General features: G+C 69.2%; 11 protein-coding genes and 3 pseudogenes. 6 read left to right on the top strand and 8 right to left on the bottom strand.

Annotation, left to right across the window (positions count from 1 at the left end; genetic code table 11):
- Positions 1-53: 53 nt before the first annotated feature.
- The 5 genes and pseudogenes from O1Q96_RS23555 to O1Q96_RS23535 all read right to left on the bottom strand — a co-directional run bounded on the left by O1Q96_RS23555 (position 54) and on the right by O1Q96_RS23535 (position 11,043).
- Positions 54-7,583 carry a type I polyketide synthase gene (locus O1Q96_RS23555; RefSeq protein ID WP_269250082.1) on the bottom strand — a complete coding sequence of 2,510 codons (7,530 nt, stop codon included), beginning with the start codon at positions 7,581-7,583 and terminating at the stop codon, positions 54-56.
- Between the two features lie 628 nt (positions 7,584-8,211).
- On the bottom strand, positions 8,212-8,940 hold the full coding sequence (locus O1Q96_RS23550) for a hypothetical protein (RefSeq protein WP_269253976.1): 729 nt from the start codon (positions 8,938-8,940) through the stop codon (positions 8,212-8,214).
- Positions 8,941-9,271: 331 nt separating this feature from the next.
- Positions 9,272-9,877 (bottom strand): annotated as a pseudogene (locus tag O1Q96_RS23545) (transposase); the annotation flags it as partial.
- A 67-nt stretch (positions 9,878-9,944) separates the two neighbouring features.
- Positions 9,945-10,118 (bottom strand): annotated as a pseudogene (locus tag O1Q96_RS23540) (IS5/IS1182 family transposase); the annotation flags it as partial.
- Positions 10,119-10,350: 232 nt separating this feature from the next.
- The gene (locus tag O1Q96_RS23535) at positions 10,351-11,043 is read right to left on the bottom strand and encodes a TetR/AcrR family transcriptional regulator (protein ID WP_269250081.1); all 693 of its coding nucleotides are present in this window, start codon (positions 11,041-11,043) and stop codon (positions 10,351-10,353) included.
- A gap of 148 nt (positions 11,044-11,191) precedes the next feature.
- Between O1Q96_RS23535 and O1Q96_RS23530 the strand changes: the two genes are divergently transcribed.
- From O1Q96_RS23530 to O1Q96_RS23520, 3 genes are read left to right on the top strand one after another with little or no spacing between them, the layout of a single operon-like run.
- Complete coding sequence (locus tag O1Q96_RS23530; protein WP_269250080.1) at positions 11,192-11,863, top strand: SDR family NAD(P)-dependent oxidoreductase; 672 nt, start codon at positions 11,192-11,194, stop codon at positions 11,861-11,863.
- Positions 11,864-11,907: 44 nt separating this feature from the next.
- Positions 11,908-12,363, top strand: a complete 456-nt coding sequence (locus tag O1Q96_RS23525; protein ID WP_269250079.1) for a PNPOx family protein — start codon at positions 11,908-11,910, stop codon at positions 12,361-12,363.
- 14 nt (positions 12,364-12,377) lie between these two features.
- Positions 12,378-12,614 carry a hypothetical protein gene (locus O1Q96_RS23520; RefSeq protein ID WP_269250078.1) on the top strand — a complete coding sequence of 79 codons (237 nt, stop codon included), beginning with the start codon at positions 12,378-12,380 and terminating at the stop codon, positions 12,612-12,614.
- Between the two features lie 57 nt (positions 12,615-12,671).
- Here the strand turns inward: O1Q96_RS23520 and O1Q96_RS23515 are convergent.
- The 3 genes and pseudogenes from O1Q96_RS23515 to O1Q96_RS23500 form a co-directional block, all read right to left on the bottom strand.
- Positions 12,672-13,022 (bottom strand): annotated as a pseudogene (locus tag O1Q96_RS23515) (transposase); the annotation flags it as partial.
- Between the two features lie 26 nt (positions 13,023-13,048).
- Positions 13,049-13,848, bottom strand: a protein-coding gene (locus O1Q96_RS23510; protein WP_269253698.1) for an IS5 family transposase whose coding sequence is annotated in 2 segments (ribosomal slippage) — positions 13,049-13,500 and positions 13,500-13,848 — 801 coding nt in all. Because the reading frame shifts where the segments join, the coding sequence is not laid out codon by codon here.
- A gap of 259 nt (positions 13,849-14,107) precedes the next feature.
- Positions 14,108-14,515, bottom strand: coding sequence for a transposase (locus O1Q96_RS23500; RefSeq protein WP_269250077.1), 408 nt, complete (start codon positions 14,513-14,515; stop codon positions 14,108-14,110).
- A gap of 120 nt (positions 14,516-14,635) precedes the next feature.
- Here O1Q96_RS23500 and O1Q96_RS23495 point away from each other — a divergent pair, with 120 nt between their 5' ends.
- The 3 genes from O1Q96_RS23495 to O1Q96_RS23485 all read left to right on the top strand — a co-directional run bounded on the left by O1Q96_RS23495 (position 14,636) and on the right by O1Q96_RS23485 (position 18,381).
- On the top strand, positions 14,636-16,327 hold the full coding sequence (locus O1Q96_RS23495) for an ISAzo13 family transposase (RefSeq protein WP_269250076.1): 1,692 nt from the start codon (positions 14,636-14,638) through the stop codon (positions 16,325-16,327).
- A 464-nt stretch (positions 16,328-16,791) separates the two neighbouring features.
- The gene (locus O1Q96_RS23490; RefSeq protein ID WP_269250075.1) at positions 16,792-17,826 is read left to right on the top strand and encodes an ArsR/SmtB family transcription factor; all 1,035 of its coding nucleotides are present in this window, start codon (positions 16,792-16,794) and stop codon (positions 17,824-17,826) included.
- A gap of 150 nt (positions 17,827-17,976) precedes the next feature.
- Complete coding sequence (locus tag O1Q96_RS23485; RefSeq protein ID WP_269250074.1) at positions 17,977-18,381, top strand: hypothetical protein; 405 nt, start codon at positions 17,977-17,979, stop codon at positions 18,379-18,381.
- Positions 18,382-18,435 lie beyond the last annotated feature (54 nt).

Here is an 18,435-nt window from a genome sequence, read left to right as displayed (position 1 = left end):
TCAGGAGGAGCGGGCCCGGGGCCGCACCGGGTCGGTGCAGCCCCGGGGGGAGTTCAGTTGCTGGTGTGGGTGCGGTTGCCCAGGCGGGCCAGGACGCGCAGTGCGAGGTCGCTCAAATGGCCGGCCCCGGTCAGCTCCACCACGGGCAGGTCGCATCCGATGCTCTTGCTGATCGCGCTGGCCAGCTCAACGGCCATCAGTGAGTCGACGCCGAGCAGGTCCAGCCGGCGGGAGCGGTCGATGCGCTCGGGGGTCGTCTGCAGGACGACGGCCAGGAGTTCGGCGAGTTTGTCTTCAACCAGGCGCACGGTCTCGGCGGGGCTGGTGGCGGCCAGCGTGTCCCGCCACTGGTCGGCGGTGTCGATGTCGCGCCGGCCCTGAAGGAGACTGGCCGTGCGGGGGGCGGTCAGGGTGGGCATCACGTGTTGCTGGAGCCTGTCCCAGTCAAAGAAGCCGACGGCCGCGGTGGCCGCCTCGGGGTGGCTCAGCAGCTCGTCCAGGCGGATGAGGGCGTCGGCGGCGGTGAGATGCCCGAGGCCGATCGCCGTCATCTCCTCGGAGCGGCCGGTGCGGTGGACGTATCCGGTGTCGGTGATGGCTCCCCACTGGACGGCAAGGGCGGGAAGACCTGCGTTTCGGCGGGCCCGGACCAGTCCCTCCAGGACGAGGTTGCCCGCGACGTAGGCCGCCTGCCCGATGTTGCCTGCCAGGGCGGCCGCCGAGCTGTAGACGACGAAGAAGTCCGGTGAGCGCTCGCGGGTGAGAGCGTCCAGGAGCAGGCCGCCGGTCATCTTGGGTGCGAGGACCGCGCGCAGGCGGTCGTCGCTCAGCTCGGCCAGGGGTGCGTCATCGAGGACCATGGCGGCGTGGATGATGCCCGCCAGCCGGCGCCCGGAGGTGTCGACGTCGTCCAGCACGCGGCGTAGTGCGGCTTCGTCACTGATGTCCGCCGCATGGACGGCCGCGTGGGTGCCGCAGCTGCGCAGGTGGGTCAGAAGCTGGGCGGCTTCCGGTGCGTTCTCGCCGCGGCGGCTGAGCAGGGTGAGATGGCGCGCCCCCCGGGCGGCCAGGTGGCGTGCGGTCGCGGCGCCGAATCCGCTGAGGCCGCCGGTGATGAGATAGGTGGCGTCAGGGTCCAGTACCGGCCGGTCGGCAGGGCGGCGTACGGGTACGTCGCCGTCGAAGGTGACCACGATCTTGCCGGTGTGCCGGGAGTGCTGGAGGTTGGTGAACGCCTCGTCGATGCGGTGGGCGGGGTAGCCGCGGTAGGGCAGCGCCGTGTAGTCACCGGCGTGTACGGCCTTGGTGAGGGTGCTCAGGTGCTGGTCCATCAGGGGCGAGGGCCCGCTCATCATGGGGGAGAGATCAACCCCGAAGAAGGTCAGGTTGTGCAGGAAGGGGGCCAGTGGCAGCGAGCTGTCCTGGAGGAAGTCCCGCTTGCCGAGTTCGAGGAACCTGCCGTGGGGCTTGAGCAGGCCCACACTGCGTACCAGGGCTTCCCCGGCGAGCGAGTTGAGGACCACGTCGACGCCCGCTCCGCCGGTGAGGTCTTTGACCTGCTCGGCGAAGTCGAGTCGGCGTGAGTCCAGCACGTGTTCGACGCCCAGCAGACGCAGCAGGTCACGCTTGGCCGGTGTGCCGGCGGTCGCGATGACCCGGGCTCCGGTGCGGCGCGCGTACTGCAGGGCGGCCAGACCGACCCCGCCGGCGGCTCCATGGACCAGGAGCGTCTCGCCGGGAGCCAGGCGGGCCAGGTGGTTCAGGCTGTGGTGCACCGTGGCGAAAGCCACGGGCAGGGTGCTGGCAGCGGCGAAACACATCTCCGCCGGCAGCGGCATGACCCTGTCGGCACGCGCGAGCGCATACGCACCGAAGCAGCCTCGTGCCAGCCCCGCCACGCGGTCGCCGACGGCGACGTGGGTGACGCCGGGTCCCACGGCACTGACCACTCCGGCACATTCGAGGCCGACGTCCGCGGTGTGCGGCATCCGGCTGGAGGCAATGGCCGGGACACGGCCTGTGGCGATCATGATGTCGCGATAGTTCAGGGCAGCCGCCGCGACAGCGATCACGATCTCGCCGGCATGCGGTGTGGGCACCTCGGCGGGCCGCCAGGCCAACCGGTAGTGGAGGCCGGGGTCGTCCATGGTGAGGGTGTAGCTGCTGGAGGCGCTCCCGGTCACCGGCGGGGACAGGGGGCGCACAACAGTGGCGAACCGGCCAGCGGGGGTGAGCAGTACCTCGTCCTCCTCCGGCCGGGCCAGCAACTCCCTCACCACGCGGTCAGCGAGCTCCTTGTGCTGCCCTTCACCGCGCGCACCCGTGAGGGCGATCCTGCGGACCGTCAGTTCCGGGTGCTCGTTCGCCAGAGTGCGCGCTCCTCCCCACGCGCCGCCATGCTCCGCCGCGGGTGGCGCGGATACGGCGGTCTGGGAACTGGTGGCGATCAGCCACACGGTCAGGTCACGGGTGTCGGTGCGCTGCTTGCAGGCGGCGCTGAGGGCCCGGAAGACCGCGAGGTGGCGTACCGCTGCGTCGGTCGCTTCGGCCGGTGACGCGGCGGTGACTTCCTCAGTGAACAGAACCAGGTCGGTCGGTGGCTGCTCCGCGCACAGCAGACCCTTCCACGACGCGGTGGTGTCGTCGACAGACGTCGTCCGGACGGCAGCGGAGGGTGCGCGGTCGTGCAGGGCGGCCACCACCGAGCTCTGTGCCGGGCCGGGGTCCTGTCGTTTGCCGGGCAGGGAGCCCACGAGCCACCGGCGGCCGGGGACCGCTTCGGTGCGGGGCGCTGCGGCGGGGGCGTGGGAGCGAGGACGCCGGGCGGTGAGGAGGACGGAGTGGTCGCTCAGCGCGAACGACGCGGTCTCTCCCGTCTGGGCGGTGCCGGTGAACCCGCACTCGTGCAGGAAGTCCTTCCAACGGTCGTGTGCCAGCAGCGGCCCGTCGGGCCGCAGCTCGCGGTCGGTCGCTGACCAGAACGTGTCCAGCAGCCCGAAGACCGGTGCGAGAGCTTCGTGACTGTGGCTCTCCACTGCCAGCAGGTGTCCGCCGTCGGCCAGCAGATCCGCGACGCGGCGCAGCGTGGCAGCGAGGTCGGTCGTGGCGTGCAGGACGTTGGAGGCCACCACAAGGTCGAAGGAGGAAAGGGCGAATCCCTGTTCTACGGGGTCCGATTCGAGGTCCAGGACCCGGTAGTCGACGAAGTCGTACGCGGCGAAGCGGTTCTTGGCCTGGGGGAAGAAGGCGGAGGAGATGTCGGTGAAGGTGTAGTGGGCACGCTCGCGCGGCAGGTGGGGCAGCATGGCGGCTGTGGTGGCGCCGGTGCCCGCGCCGACTTCCAGGATGCGCAGCGGGCGGTCCTGCGGCCAGCGGGCGATGGTGCTCGCCATCAGCGTCGCTGCGAGCCGGCCGTGGTAGGCCAGGATGGGTGCGCCGTCATAGAAGCGGTTGGCCATGGAATCCGCATCGGAGAACAGCAGTTCCAGGGGGTCGCTCTGCCCTCGAAGGACGCGCGCGAGGTGTTGTCCGCATGCCCCGTAGGCCAGCGCCGTCGCGGCCTCACCGGGGAAGTCGCCGAACAGCGCGGCGAACAGCGGCTCCGGGGTGGGCTCCTTCGCCAGGCGCCAGCGGCCCGGTCCCTCACTTCGCAGCACCCCGTGCTCGGTCGCCGTGCCCAGGAGGGTACGCAGGAGCTGGGTGTACTTGACATCCGCGCCAGCCGCGATGAGCGCCTCCACCGTCACTGCCTGGGCGCCGGGGAGCAGTTCGCGTACTGCGGCGCCGGCGAAGTGCCCGGTCATCTCCATGACCTTCGTGCGGAACCGGTCGTAGGGACTCGCCGTCCACGTTGCGGTGAGGGTGGCCATCTCCTGCGCGCAGGCGGCGAAGACATCCGCCGGTGCGGGCAACGGCGCCGGCCGTGCGGTCTCTCCCGCAAGGGGGGCGGCGCGCAGGACTTCGGTCAGTTGCTGGGGCCGGGTCCTGCCGCCCGCCTCGAAGCGGCGCAGACGGCAGCCCAGCAGTTCCAGGGCGACCGTTCCGTCGGCGTCGCTGACAGTGATGTCCCAGACGGCTTCCTGCGGGGTGACCAGCCGGGCCCGCACGTGAACAAGCCCCTTTTCCGGCATCGGGTGCCAGCAGCGCACCGTCTCGATTCCCGAGGGCAGATAGGGGCACGAGTCGTCGTTGACGGCCGCGAGCAGGGGCATACCCGCCTGCAGGGCACCGTCGAGAACAGTCGGGTGGGCCTGGTGGCCGGGGGCCGCTTCCATCGTTGCCGCGTACTCCGCGAGAATCTCCTGCGCTCCGGTATGCAAGGCGGTCAGCGGCCGAAAAGCGGGGCCGTAGGGCAGACCGGCGCGTGCACAGGCGGCGTAGTGCTCCTGGGGGGACAGCAGGCCGGTCAACCGGGAGCGGATGTCGCCGAAGGCGAGGGCCGGCGGCTGGTCGCGCAGCAGACGCCGCACGCGTCCGCTGGCGTGTTCGCTCCAGTCCTGCTGCCCGCCGCTGCGGCTGCTCACAGCGAAGGCACCATCAGAGTCCAGGCTTGCTGAAAGGGCAACGTCCATGTCCGGGTCGTCGAACGGCAGCGTCAGGGCCCTGTCGAAGGTCAGGCCCATGATCTCGGCGGGTGCGTCGAACACCTCCAAGCCGGCGGCCAGTGCCATATCGGTGTAGGCCGCCGCCGGCCACACGACAGCGCCTTGGACGGTGTGGTCGGCCATCCACGCCAGGGCATCGGGATTGATCTGCTGGCGCCACGCCGGGTGTGCGACCGGTTGGCGAGCCCCCAGGAGCGGCTGCCGCACCGGGGTGGACGGCTGCTGCCCGGACTCCTCCAGCCACCAGTCCGGGTGGCCGTTCCAGTGCCGTTCGCGCTGCCACGGATAGGCCGGCAGGGCCGTCACCGCTCCCCGCTGCGGGAAGAAGACCTTCCAGTCGACCTGCGCGCCGACGGCCAGCAGACGGGTGAGCGCCGCATCCAGGGCCGTCGGGCCGGGCTGGACGCGAGACAGCGTCGCAACGACGGCGACGCTGTGCGCGCTGTCTGCCGCCACACGACGCAGGTATCCGCTGAGCACGGGGTGCGGGCCCACTTCCACCAGCACGTCGCACTGCAATTCTTCGTCGACCAGCACGCCGGCGGCTTCAGCGAAGAGGACCGGCTCGCGCACATTGCGCCACCAATACGCCGCATCCAGCTCCGTGCCCTGAACCGAACGCCCCGTCACGGTGGAGATCAGCGGGATACGGCACTTGTCCGGACGCAGGCCGGCCAGCGCCTCGGCCAGCGGCTCCTGGATGCCGTCCATCGCGGGGGTGTGGAAGGCGTAGTCCAGACCCAGGTCACGGAAGAAGACGCCCTCCGCATCCAGCTGGGCACCGAGCGCTTCCAACGCCTCTGCCTCGCCCGCGATCGTCACATCCTGATCCGAGTTGACCGCGGCAACCACCAAGCGCTCGGCGTACCCGTTGTCGGCAAGCAGCCGCCGCGCCGCCTCCGCACCGAGACCTGCCGCCGCCATCCGGCCCGCGCCCACCGTCGCCGCCTGGGCGCGGCTGCGTTCGGCAACCACCCGGCACGCCTGCGACCGACTCAGCGCCCCCGCACAATAGGCTGCCGCGACCTCGCCCACGCTGTGCCCCATGGCCGCGACCGGCTCGATCCCGCGCGCGGCGAGCGCTGCCACCACACCAACCTGCACGGCGAACAGCAGGGGCTGCGTCACCTCGGTCCGCTCCCAGCGCCGGGGATCCGACGGCGCCGCAAGCTCCGCCCGCACCGACCAGCCCAGCAAAGGCGCCAACTCGCGATCCACCGCCGCCACCTCGGCAGCGAAGGCCGCGTCCCCGCTCAGCAACTCGGCCCCCATTCCCACCCACTGGGCACCGTTTCCGTTGAAGACGAACGCCACGCGACCACACGCGACCGCTTCCTCCACGGCGACTGCCGCAGCCGGCCTGCCCGAAGCGGCAGAGCGCAACGCGGCCGCCGCATCGAGGGCGCCGTCGGCTAGTACGGCGATGCGCTGCTCCCGCCCAGCCCTCCGGCGGCTGGCGGTGAAGGCGTCATCGTAGAAACGCCGGCCGGCGCCCTCGGCATGCTGCTGCGCCTGGCCTTCGAAGTGAGCGGCCCAGTCCTGCGCGGCGTCCGTGAGCGCCCGGGAGGTACGGGCGGAGACCACCACCGGCAGACGGGCTCCCTGCCCGACCGTCTTTTGGCCCGACGCCTGGGCGGGGGCGGGGGGCGCGGCCAGGACGACATGGGCGTTGGCGCCGCCGAAGCCGAAGGAGTTGACCCCCACCACCCTCTTACCGGTCTCGGGCAACGGCCGCGCTTCCACAACGGGTTCCAGCCCCAGAGCGGCGAAATCGATCGCGGGGTTCTGCGGCACACCGTGCAGCGTCGGCGGAATCCTGCCCTCCCGCAGCACCAGCAGCCCCTTGAGCAGACCCGCCACCCCAGCGGCGGACTCCATATGCCCGATGTTGGACTTCACCGATCCCACCAGCAGCGGACCGCCGGTCCGGCCGGCGCCCAGTGCCCGCCCCAGGGCCTCGCACTCGACCGGGTCGCCCGCTTGAGTCCCCGTGCCGTGCGCCTCCACGTACGCCACATCACTCGGCCTGACACCCGCGCTCGCATACACACGCTCCAGCAACGCCGCCTGTGAACGGGCACTGGGCAATGCCAGACCAGCAGTCCGGCCATCAGCATTGATGCCGCTCGCAAGGATCAACGCATGCATCCGGTCCCCGTCCGCCAGGGCCGCGGACAACGGCTTCAGGAGCAGCACCCCCGCACCTTCCGAGCGCACATACCCGTCCGCCGACGCCGAGAACGGCCGGCACCGCCCTGTCGGCGACAGCATCGAGGCACCCGAGAAACCCGCGAAACCCGCCGGGCTCAGCAAAACGTTTACTCCGCCGGCGATCGCCAGCGGGCTTCGGCCCGTACGCAGCGCCTCGCACGCCTGGTGCACCGCGGTCAGAGCCGAAGAGCAGGCGGTATCCACCGCGTTCGAGGGCCCCTGGAAGTCGAACACGTACGACAGGCGGTTGGCGGTATTGCAGGCTGCCGAACCCCCCATGGTGTACGGGTTGTACGAGCGCAACCGCCGCGCCTGCAGATCGGAGTAGTCGTGAGAGGAGACCCCGATCACCACGGCTGTGTCGCTGCCGGCCAGCGACGCCGGGTCGATCGCGGCATCGTCGAACGCCTCGACCGCGCACTCCAGCAGGAGCCGCTGCTGAGGATCGATACGGGTGGCTTCCTTGGGAGCGATACCGAAGTAGCCGGCGTCGAACGACGCCACATCATCGAGAAACCCGCCCGCGGCTGTGTAGGACTTGCCCGCCCGCCCGGCGCCGGCTGTGACGAAGGCCCCGGTGTCGAACCGATCAGCGGGAACCTCCCCCACCAGATCCCGTTCCCCTTCAAGGGCTGCCCACAGACCGTCCAAGGTCCGAATCCGACCCGGAAGGCACAGGCCGACGCCCACCACAGCCACCGCGTCTCCCGGCAGACCACCGGACACCGAGCCTGGAAGCGGCTCGGCAGCTTGAATTTCCACAGTCACGGCAAAGCTCCAGAAGGTAAGCAGCAGAGGACTGACCTCCGCTAAAACAAGCGGGGCCGCCCGGTTAACGGCCCACAGCCGCACAAGTCGCGCTTGATCGACGATCTTGTGTAAATGGCTTTGAGTACCTGCGCCTGAGCGCGCGTTGCCGTAGGAGTGGGCCGGGGCCGGGGACTGTGAAACGTTCGTTTGACAGACTCCCCGGCAGGCCCTCGGCGACCCGTAATGGCGATCAGCTCCAGAGCCTCGTGACCTGCGGGAAGAGAGCATCAAGAACGCGGCCTCCTCGGCGCTGGTCACCTTCGGGGTGCGGTCGCCTTCCTTGTTCTCGCGCGGGTAGTGCGCGTCGTCAAGGACCGGGGTGCCGGCCGATCCGCGCTCGTGGCGGGGCGCGGACTCGCGGGCCCGTCACGGTACGCGCGCCGGGTGCCGTGGCGGGGGTGGTCGTGGTCCTCGCCGTAGATCCGGCCCGCGCAGCAACTCCTCATTCCTGTCCACGCGTCCCAGCCACCCAGTCGCCACCGACAAGAGCGGGCTTGCCCAGGGTCACCCCGGGCTTGCCCACGCTGTCGGGGTCCCGGCCGGGTGGCCGGTCGACGTCTACTCGCGCCGACCCCACACCCGTGGCTCAGGCTTCGACGGCGCACACGGCGTAGACGCTGCCGGTCGTGCTGGCAGCCTCCGCCTTCACCGTCCAGGACCTGGGGCCGGACGGGTAGCTGGCAGGTACGGCCCCATTGGTGGTGAAGCCGCCACCCAAGACGTTGGCGAGCGGATTCGGGCAGGTCACGGTCGCCTGACCGTCGACGAGGGGCGCGGACCGCACGGTGGTCGTCAGCGAGGTGAGACCGCACACCGCATAAGCGGTGCCGGGGGCGTCGGCCTTGACGGCCCAGGACCGGCTGCCGGAGGGATAGCTTTGGGTAACGTCCGCCGCGGACTGCGAGTCGTCAGCCCGGAAGCCGCCACTCAGCGCCCGGGCCAGGACGTTGGGGCAGGTGACCGTGGTCGCCACCCCCGGACTCGCGGGCGCGGAGCGGATAGTGACCGTCAGGTCTCCCAGCGCGCAGATCGCGTACGCGGTACCGGACGGCTCGAACTCGGTGGGCGCGTCGACCGTCCAGGACCTGGCAGCGGAGGGATAGCTGACCGACGCCTCGTTGCTGCTGGCGACATCGAAGCCCCCGCCCACCACCCGCGCCAGACTGTTCGGGCACGTCACGGAGGTGCCGCCGGTCGTCAACGATGCGCTTCTGATGGTGATGGTCGGAGCCGCGGGCGCCGCGGTCGCGGTGGTGAAGCTGAGCGTGGTCGCGGCGACAACAGCCAGCGCCAGCGGAAACGGAGTACGTCGCATGGAATCCTCTTTCAGGCGCCCGGACGACCGGTGCACACAGGGGAACTCGCGCAAAGCAGTGAAAGCAGAGCAGGACATACGACTGGGTCCTCAGCAGGCGCCTCGCCCTCCACGACGAGTTCATCCAGCCGAGCCCGGCCGCACACGGTCTGCCCCACACCAGGCGGCAGTGACACCCAGGCACATCACCTGGGTCATCACCCCGCCAACGATCTCCACCGCACCAGGACACTGCCGCGCAGCGGGTGACGGGGCTTGCCAGCCACAGCGGCACCGTGACCCGCAGGAAACGACACGACCTGCGGCGGACACGGCGAGTGCGACAACAAACCTCCTGCTCCGGGCTGAGATGCGTCTGGCCGCGTCGCCGGCGGTGCGGGATGAGCAGGCCGGTGCCCTGGTAACCGCCGTCGGCGATGACCGGCGCTCCGCGGCAGACCTGGTCGACACCCGACTCCGTGAACGCCCGGCAGTCGTTGCGGTTACCGGGCAGTGGGAGGCCGATCGCCACCACCAAGCGACTGTTGGCGTCGATGACGACCTGCAGGTTCGTCGAGTACCGATAATTCTTGCTGGACGCGGCCACGCTGCGGTCACGGGTGGGCACCAGGGTGCCGTCAACGATGTAGACGGTGTCCTTGCGCGGCCGGCGCGCGGGAGACATGGCCAGCAGGGGTGCGAGATGATCGAGGATGCGGTCAGCCGCGGACTTCGAGACCCCAAACAACGGCGCTACCTGCCGCAACGTCAAGTTCGTGCGCCAGTACGTCGCCACCAGCAGCACCCGATTCTCAAGCGACAGCCGCCACGGACGGCCGCGCTGAACGTCACCACCACGACGCCGCACCAACACCATCAGCCTGGCGAACTGCGCCTCGGACAGTCCCGAGAACGGCTCGATCCACTTCGGATCATCCGCTGAAAACACCCCACCCATGCCCAGCCAACGCACCAACCACCACACCAGTTACGGGACAACCTCTAGGGGGTGTTCTGAGTTGAGATCACGAGAGGGCTTGAAGGCTGCGTAACCAGAGGATGGACCCGCGCAGGTGGAGTCCTGCGGCATAGCTCTCGGGTGTCTTGTCGTAGGGGGTGGCCAGCCCCCGCCATTCCTTGAACTTGTTGATGGCGCGCTCGACTGTGTTGCGGTCTTTGTAGAGCGTGGCGTCGTGGCTGCTTTACCTGCTGCATGTCAGCAGCGAGGACCCGGACGTGGTCTGGATGTGGTCTGGATGTGCGAATGCTTCGCCGACGAGGCGGCCTTCGAGCGCGCCGTGTCGCTGGTGCCCGCGGAGGTCACCAAACGTCTCCACGAACTCTGCATCGCAGGGACGGAGGCGTACCGGCTCGGCCTGGTCGCCGGGAAGGGGCTCCCGCGGCGCCTTGAGACAACGCGCGTCCCGACGGTCAGGCGCCGCAGGCCCCGTTTCCGCCGAGGCTGATCATGGCGCGGTACAGCTGCTCCTCGGTGAGCGGCGGCGCCGGTAGCGGGTGGGCGCGGTCGGTTCGGAAGCCGTCGAGCAGAAGGTAAAGGTGGCGGCGCCAGGCGTCCGGGGCGATGGCGTGGGTGGCCTCGGTGACGCGGCTGTGCGACCAGATGACGAAGGCAAGGTCCTCGGGGGTGAGGTCGGGGCGCAGGCTGCCCTGCTCCTGCGCACGCTCGACGATGTGTACACCGAGTTCGCGGATGCGGGTCTGGGCACCCGCCAGGCAGGCGCTCTCCGGCAACCGTATGGAGGCCAGGTCGTTGAACCCCCGGTCCTGTGACTGGAGTTCGCACATGGTCTCCAGGAAGTGGCACAGCCCCGCCCAGGCGTCATCCATGGTGACGGCCTTCTCGGCGGCCTCCCGCCAAACGGCCAGCTTTTCGGCGAAGGTTGCCTGCACCAGGTCCAGTCGGGTGGGGAAGTGCCGGTACAGCGTGCCGATGGCCACCCCGGCCCGCTTGGCCACCTGCTCCAGGGGTGCCTCCATGCCCTGCTCGGCGAAGCAGGAGCGGGCCGCGGTGAGCAGGGCCTCGCGATTGCGCTGCGCGTCGCGCCGCAGGGGGCGGACAGGTGCCGGGCTCCCGGCGGAGGCGGACGGAGGGTCGATGGCCATGTCACTCAGCCTACCAACCGGAGGGGTGCCTCATATTATCTGCTACGCTCCAGAACATGAGGCTGCCCTCGACTTTCAGTCCTGACCGCTGTCGTGGCGGGAAGTGCGCCTCATCCATTCAGGCCGTCCGACCACAGGAGCACCACCCATGCCCGTCATCGCCGTCATCGGGGCAGGCCCCGGCCTGGGCCTGTCCATCGCCCGCCGCTTCGGAAGGGAGGGTTTCCAGGTCGCCCTGCTCTCCCGGACCCAGGACAAGCTCGACGCGCTCGCCGCGCAGCTTGCCGAGGAGGGCATCGAGGCCGCAGGCTTCGCCGCGGACGTGACGCGTCCCGACTCGCTGCAGTCGGCGCTCGCCGCGGTCGCCGACCGGTTCGGGGCCGTCGACGTACTGGAGTACTCGCCCGCCGACCCCACTTTCGCTGGCGCCGCCTCTGTCGACGCCACGGCGCAGGACCTCCACAAGCAGCTCGACTACTACCTGTACGGAGCGGTTGCCGCGGTCCGTCAGGTGCTGCCCGCCATGCTCGAACGCGGCAGTGGCACGCTGCTGTTCTCCACGGGCGCCTCCTCGGTTCGGCCGATGGGCGGCGCGTTCGGCAGCGTCGGCGTCGCGGCGGCGGCCCTGCGCAATTACGCCATGGCCCTGGGCGTCGACCTCGCCGAGCGCGGGGTGCACGTCGCGCACGTGGCGATCGGGGTGTTCATCGGCAGCGGTCCCGGCACCGAGCCCGAGACCATCGCCGAGCACTACTGGGACGCGTACACCAAGCGCGACCAGGCCGAGATCGTCCACACCGTCCCCGGCGGCATCTGGTGAGCACCTCCGGCACGCCCGCGGCGAACACGGCCAGGCCACCCTTGGTGAAGTTCTTCCGAGCCGCCAACAAGGTCGTACGGCCGCTGCTCGCCTCCCGCTTCCACAAGCCGCTGAGCGGGCGCCTGATGCTGCTCACGTACAAGGGGCACAGGACGGGTCGCGAATTCACGGTCCCCATCGGCTACTTCGACTGGGATCCCGGCACGGTGCTCGCCATGTCATCCCAGCTCGGCTGGATCCCCAGCATGCGCGAAGGGTCCGCCGTCCGGCTGCGCATCCGGGGCCAGGACCACGGCGCCGTCCCGACGGTCGTCGAGGACCCTGAGGAAGTCGCCGCCCTGCTGGGTGAGTTCGGCCGGCGCAAAGGGGCCAAGGCCGCCAAGGGCCTGATGCTCGGCCTCCCAGGCGACCGGCAGCCCACCGACAACGAGCTACGCACGGCCGCCGCGAAGACCCGCATCGTCCACTTCCGGATGGAGCCCGAGCGGCCGGGCCGGTAGCACTCGACCGGCTGATGCGGTCGACGGAGACCCTTCTCGCCCGCAAGCACTCCAACCATGAGCGCCAGGAGCGGATCATCACCGAGGCCCTGGCCGACCGCTGGCCGGACCCTGAACGGCAGCAGGCACTCCGGCTGGTCGCCATGGCCGGAGTCGGCACAAAGATCTGGAGCAGCCTGGAACGCCATGGGTCGCTGGCCGACCATCTGGACGAGACGTTCGCGGCCGTGCAATCCGAGTTGACCCGGTGACTCGACTGCGCCGGACTCGCGGCTCGCACTCCGGCTAGGGCCTGTCCGACGTTGAGGTCACGGGAGGGCTGGAAGGCTGCGTAACCAGAGGATGGACCCGCGCAGGTGGAGTCCTGCGGCATAGCTCTCGGGTGTCTTGTCGTAGCGGGTGGCCAGCCCTCGCCATTCCTTGAACTTGTTGATGGCGCGCTCGACTGTGTTGCGGTCTTTGTAGAGCGTGGCGTCGTGGCTGACCGGGCGGCCGCCGGAGTGTCCTTTCTTCTTGCGGTTGGCGGCCTGGTCGGCCTTCTCCGGGATCACCGCCTTGATGTTGCGTCTGCGCAGATGGGCGCGGTTGGCGCGGGAGGAGTACGCCTTGTCTCCGGCGACCGCGTCCGGCCGGCTCCTGGGGCGGCCGACCGGGACACGCACCTTGATCTTGTTAAGAAGTCATCTCATTTGGCGAGTCTGCGGTAGCAGATCAGGGTGCAGGCGATGCTGGTGAAGGCGAGGAAGTGCTCGGCTTTGCGTTCGTAGCGGCGGTGTAGGCGTCGGCATCCGGCGAGCCAGGACATCGTGCGCTCCACGGTCCAGCGGTGGGCGCCCAGGCGGGCCGAGGACTCGATACCTCTGCGGGCGATGCGGTGCCGGATTCCTCGGCTGGATAACCATCGTCGCAGGTGGTTGTAGTCGTAGCCCTTGTCAGCGTGGAGTTTGTGGGGTCTGCGTCGCCGGGGTCCCCGGCGGGAGCGGATCGGCGGTATGCCCTTCACCAGCGGGATCAATGCCTGGCTGTCGTGCGTGTTGGCGCCCGAGATGCCGATGGACAGGGGCAGTCCGGTCCGCTCCGTGATCAAGTGGATCTTTGACCCGTACTTGCCCCGGTCTACAGGATTCGGGCCTGTCAGCTCCCCCTTTTCAGGGCCCGCATGTTGACCGAGTCGATCGCACACCGGGACCAGTCCAGCTCGCCGCGGGATCCGAGTTCATCGAGGACCAGGCGGTGGAGTTTGGCCCACACACGGGCCTTCGTCCACTCGGTGAAGCGTCGATGGGCCGTCGCGCCGGACGGGCCGAACGAGGCGGTCGGCACCTGCTGCCACGTGCAGCCCGAGGTCGCCACGAAGACGATCGCGGCCAGCACTTCACGGTCGCCGTGCCGACGCCGGCCACCACCCTGAGGCCGCGACGGCGCCTCGGGCACCACCTGCTGGAACAGCTCCCACAACTCGTCCGGCACCAGCCGCTCAACGATCTTTGACACGCCACAAGTCTAGTCACCCAAATGAGATGACGTCTAAGGACCGGAATGAAGCGCGGGCTGTCCGCGGCCTGCCCGGGGGTGAGGATGATGGACAGCGGGCGGCAGCGCCGCTCGACGGCGAGGTGGACCTTGCTGGTGAGTCCGCCCCGGGAGCGGCCCAGTTCGGCGGCCCGCAGTCGGGCTCTGCGGCGTCGGCGCACGGCGCGGCGCTGTTCCCGCTCGCGGTTCTCCCTGTCCGCGGCCCCCTCGCCTACGGGATCGTTTTGCCCCTTTGCTGCAGCCCCTTTTCCTCCGCCACGGCCTTCTCCAGGTCCTCCGGTTCGACTACCATGCCCGCTGCGTGGTGATGCGCGCGGGCAACGGTCGAGTCCACACTGACCAGGCTCAGATCGACATCGTCGCGGGCCCCCGCCTCGGCGATCATCGCTTCCATGAGGGTTTGGAAGACTTCGTCACGCGCCCACATCCGGAACCGGTCGTAGATCGTCGACCAGGAGCCGTAGCTCTCCGGCACATCCCGCCAGGGACTGCCGGTACGGAACCGCCACATCACCGCGTTGAAGTAGCTGCGCAGGTCAGGGATCGGTCCGAACGACCCCAGCGGGAGGTGCGGCTCGATCAACTCCCACTCGGCATCAGTCAGATCACCACGAGTCACGCCACCGGTCTACCGCAGCCAGCACCCTCCTGAAGCGGGAATGATCGATTCCGTGATCTCAACTTAGGGCGTGCAGATCATTAACTCGTGGCTTTCTGCTCGGTGGTTCGTTGGTCTGGCATGAGCGGGTTGGATGGGCAACGGGCCGTGCTGGCAGCCAAGTTCGAGGCGATTTTGCCGCACCTCGACGAGCGGCAGCGTCGCTTGTTGATAAGGGCGGAGGCCCAGTCCCTCGGCCACGGCGGGATCAGAGCGGTCGCCCGTGCCGCCGGTGTTCGCGAGGCCACTGTGTCTGTCGGAGTGCGGGAACTCGACTCCGGCCAGGCTCCGTTGGGACGTATCCGTCGGCCCGGCGCCGGCCGTAAACGCGTCGTCGACCGGAACCCTGCCGTTCGGGAGGCACTCCTTGCGCTGGTCGAGCCCGACGTCCGCGGAGATCCCATGTCGCCGCTGCGCTGGACCACCAAATCCACCCGCAAGCTCGCCGAGCAACTGACTCGGCAAGGCCACAGGATCTGTGCGGATACGGTGGGCGACCTCCTGCGCGAGGAGGGCTTCAGCCTGCAGAGCAACGCCAAGACCATGGAAGGCAAACAGCACCCCGACCGGGACGCACAGTTCCACTACCTCAACGAACAGGCCCGCGACCACCAGGACAGCGGGGCTCCGGTCATCAGCGTGGACACCAAGAAGAAGGAACTGGTCGGCCCGTTCAAGAACAACGGCCGTGAATGGGAGCCGAGAGGCGAGCCGGTGCGGGTCGACACCCACGACTTTCCCGACCGCGAGCTGGGCAGAGCGGTGCCCTACGGCATCTACGACGTCGCGGCGAACACCGGCTGGGTCAACGTGGGCACCGACCACGACACCGCCGCGTTCGCCGTCGAGTCGATCCGCCGCTGGTGGAACGGTGCCGGCCGGGCCGCCTATCCGACGGCCGGCCGACTGCTGATCACCGCCGATGCGGGCGGCTCCAACGGCTATCGCACCCGCACCTGGAAGACCGAACTCGCCCGGTTCGCCGTCGAGGCCGGCCTGACGATCACTGTCTGCCACCTGCCTCCGGGCACGTCGAAGTGGAACCGGATCGAGCACCGGCTGTTCTCCCACATCACCATGAACTGGCGCGGCAGGCCCCTGACCAGCCACGAAGTCATCGTCGAAAGCATCGCGGCGACCACCACTAAAACCGGCCTGACCGTGCATGCCGAACTCGACACCAACGCCTACCCCACCGGCATCCAGGTCAGCGACGACGATATCGCCGCCCTGCCGATCACCCGGCACCGCTTCCACGGCGACTGGAACTACACCCTCCACCCCCGGCACCCGCTGGACGCGACGCCGGACAACAGCACCTCAGACCAGGCCCCGGCGACCAGACCGCCCCGCCTCACGCAGCACGCGCTGCAGGACCCAGAACTGACCGGCATGACCCGCCAACAGCTCAGCGAACTCATCGACGCGCTCACTCCTGCGCTGGAGGTTCAACGCGAGCAAGTGCTCCGCACACGTCGCGGTCACGAGCGCTTGGTCGCCCCTGGCACTGGTGCCAAAGCCAAGCTCACCCCAGCCGACCGGATCCTGGCCACCGTGCTCCACCTGCGCAAACTCGCGACCATGGACCTCCTCGGGCAGCTCTTCGGCGTCACCGCCATGACCATCAGCCGAGCGAAACAGGAAGTCCGCCCACTCCTGGAAGCACACGGCCACCACATCAACGCCTCAACCGCCCGCTTCCGCACACCAGCCGACATCGCGACCTTCCTCGTTTCCGCCCCCACTCGAAGCAAGGTCAAAAAGACGAGTTAATGATCTGCACGCCCTTACTGGTGGTTTCAGAATGAGCCGCATGCGGCTGCTGTTGTTCCTGGACAGTGAAGCCAGTCGCTCTGTCATCCAATCCAGGCGTTTGACACCGAAGCTAGGCGTCGCGCCCTCGCGTCGCTTCTACCGGCCGGTCACCTACCGTCTGCTGCTGGCCTGCCGGCTCGGCCCCACTTCCGGTGCCGGCCGAAGAACCGGTTCCCGTCCTCAACCTCGAACCACGGGTACCGCTGGTCCCGCCCACAGAATTGTCCGAGCGGCAGTCAGGCCGGTGTCGAATCCGCCGAAATAGACCGAGATGTCGGCGACGATCCGAGTCACGTCCTGGCAGATCCGACCCGCCCCCTGAACCGGTTCACGGGCGCGCATGCGCAGTCAGCAATCCGGGCGCGTTCTAGGCCAATGCGGGATCGGACGCGGTGAGTTGGGGGCATGCTGGTGGTGCGCTCATGCGCTCTGCTTCGGTGGCAGGAGGCCGGCCGGTGTTACGCATTCACTTCACGGCGCAAGACCTCGCCCGGACACGGGTGGCCGCAACGATCGGCGTCGCAGCGGAGGTCTATTACAGCCTGGAGCTGCTGGGAGCGAACCGGGAACTTCCTCACTTCCGCACGTGGCGGTCAGCGGTCGCGGGCCGGATGGGAGCGGACACGCACCCCCTGACGTCCCTGGTCCCGGTGCGCGGCCCGGGGCTTGATCTGCTGGCCTTGATGGGCGATGTGCCCTCTGTGGACCACGCCGTGGACAACCTGCTGCATGCCCCGGTGTCCCGGCTGCGACGCGAGTTCGAGGGTCTCGACTTCCACCCCGGACACCTGCCATGGGCAAGGCGGGTGTGCGAGGGCGACCGCGACGCGCGCCGGGAGCTCGCCGATGCCGTGCGCGCCTGCCATCGGCTGACCGTGGAGCCCTACTGGGATCGAGGTCGGTCCGAACTGGTCGCGCTGTCCACTCGTTGCGCGAACCTGGTGTTGGAGGGAGGCATCGATCTGCTGCTGCGTTCGATCTGCGCACCACTGGTCCGCTGGCGTCCACCGGTGCTCGAAGCTCCCTATCCGCGCCGAGTTGAGGTGCGTCTCCAGGGAAGGGGACTGATCATCACGCCCACGGTATTCGCCAAGCACCCGGTGAGCTTGCTGTGGGACCCGCTCGATAGTGCCCAGCCACCCCGACTGAGCGTGCCGGCTCTCCGTGGGCCCCTGATAGATACCGGTCGGGCGGAAGCGGACGGCTCCGCCATACGGAACCTGGGGTCTCTGCTCGGCCGCACGCGAGCCGCCGCTCTACAGGTGACAGCAGAAGGCTGCACGACGAGCGAACTGGCCCGCCGCCTCAGAGTCACGGCGGCAGCGGCCAGTCAGCACGCGACCGTGCTGCGAAACACCGACCTCATCACCACCAGCCGCCGAGGCGGGTCCGTGCTGCACCACATCACCCCTCTCGGGCTGGCCCTGCTGCGGACCGGCGCCCTGACGGAACCGTGAGGCCCCCGAGGGCACCGCGGCGTCAGACTGGGCGCGAGACCCGCGCCTGCCGCTCCGGCTCCCTTTAAGCCGTGACTTAAGAGGTAGGCCACAGGTGGCCGACCCATCCAGGATGTGAAGCCGCAACCGGCTCACCCCTCTGGAGATCGCATGAAGACTCACCTCGCCGCCGCCGTCGGTTCCGTCGTGCTGACCGCGGGCACCCTGCTGGGCGCTCCCGCCGCCAGCGCGCAAACCGCCGCCTATCCGACCAGCCCTTTCTACGTTGATGATGGACAGGGCAGCTACGCCCGCGGAACCCTGACCTGGTACAACCGATCGGTCGGCGTCGTTGGAACACTCCGGGCCGTCGACTGCCGCAGGGCGTGGTTCGGCGCGTACGGTGCCTCTGGCAAGCAGCTCGATACCAAGGGCACCGGCACGAAGTGCAACACTACGTATCCGCTCAAGACCGGACTCCTTGCGGATGTGCCCGGGGGTGCCACGTATGTCATCGTCTGTATTGACGATGAGTACGCGAAGCCCATCGACTGTGTGCAGGTCGACCGGCCCTGACCATCCGACCGCCGGAAAGTGACGCTGCCGCACCAGCTTCCGGGGCGGAACCAC

The organism is Streptomyces aurantiacus (assembly GCF_027107535.1).
Classification (GTDB): Bacteria; Actinomycetota; Actinomycetes; order Streptomycetales; family Streptomycetaceae; genus Streptomyces.
Note: the sequence above shows the minus strand (reverse complement) of the source record. Positions and strands in the feature narration are given on the sequence as shown.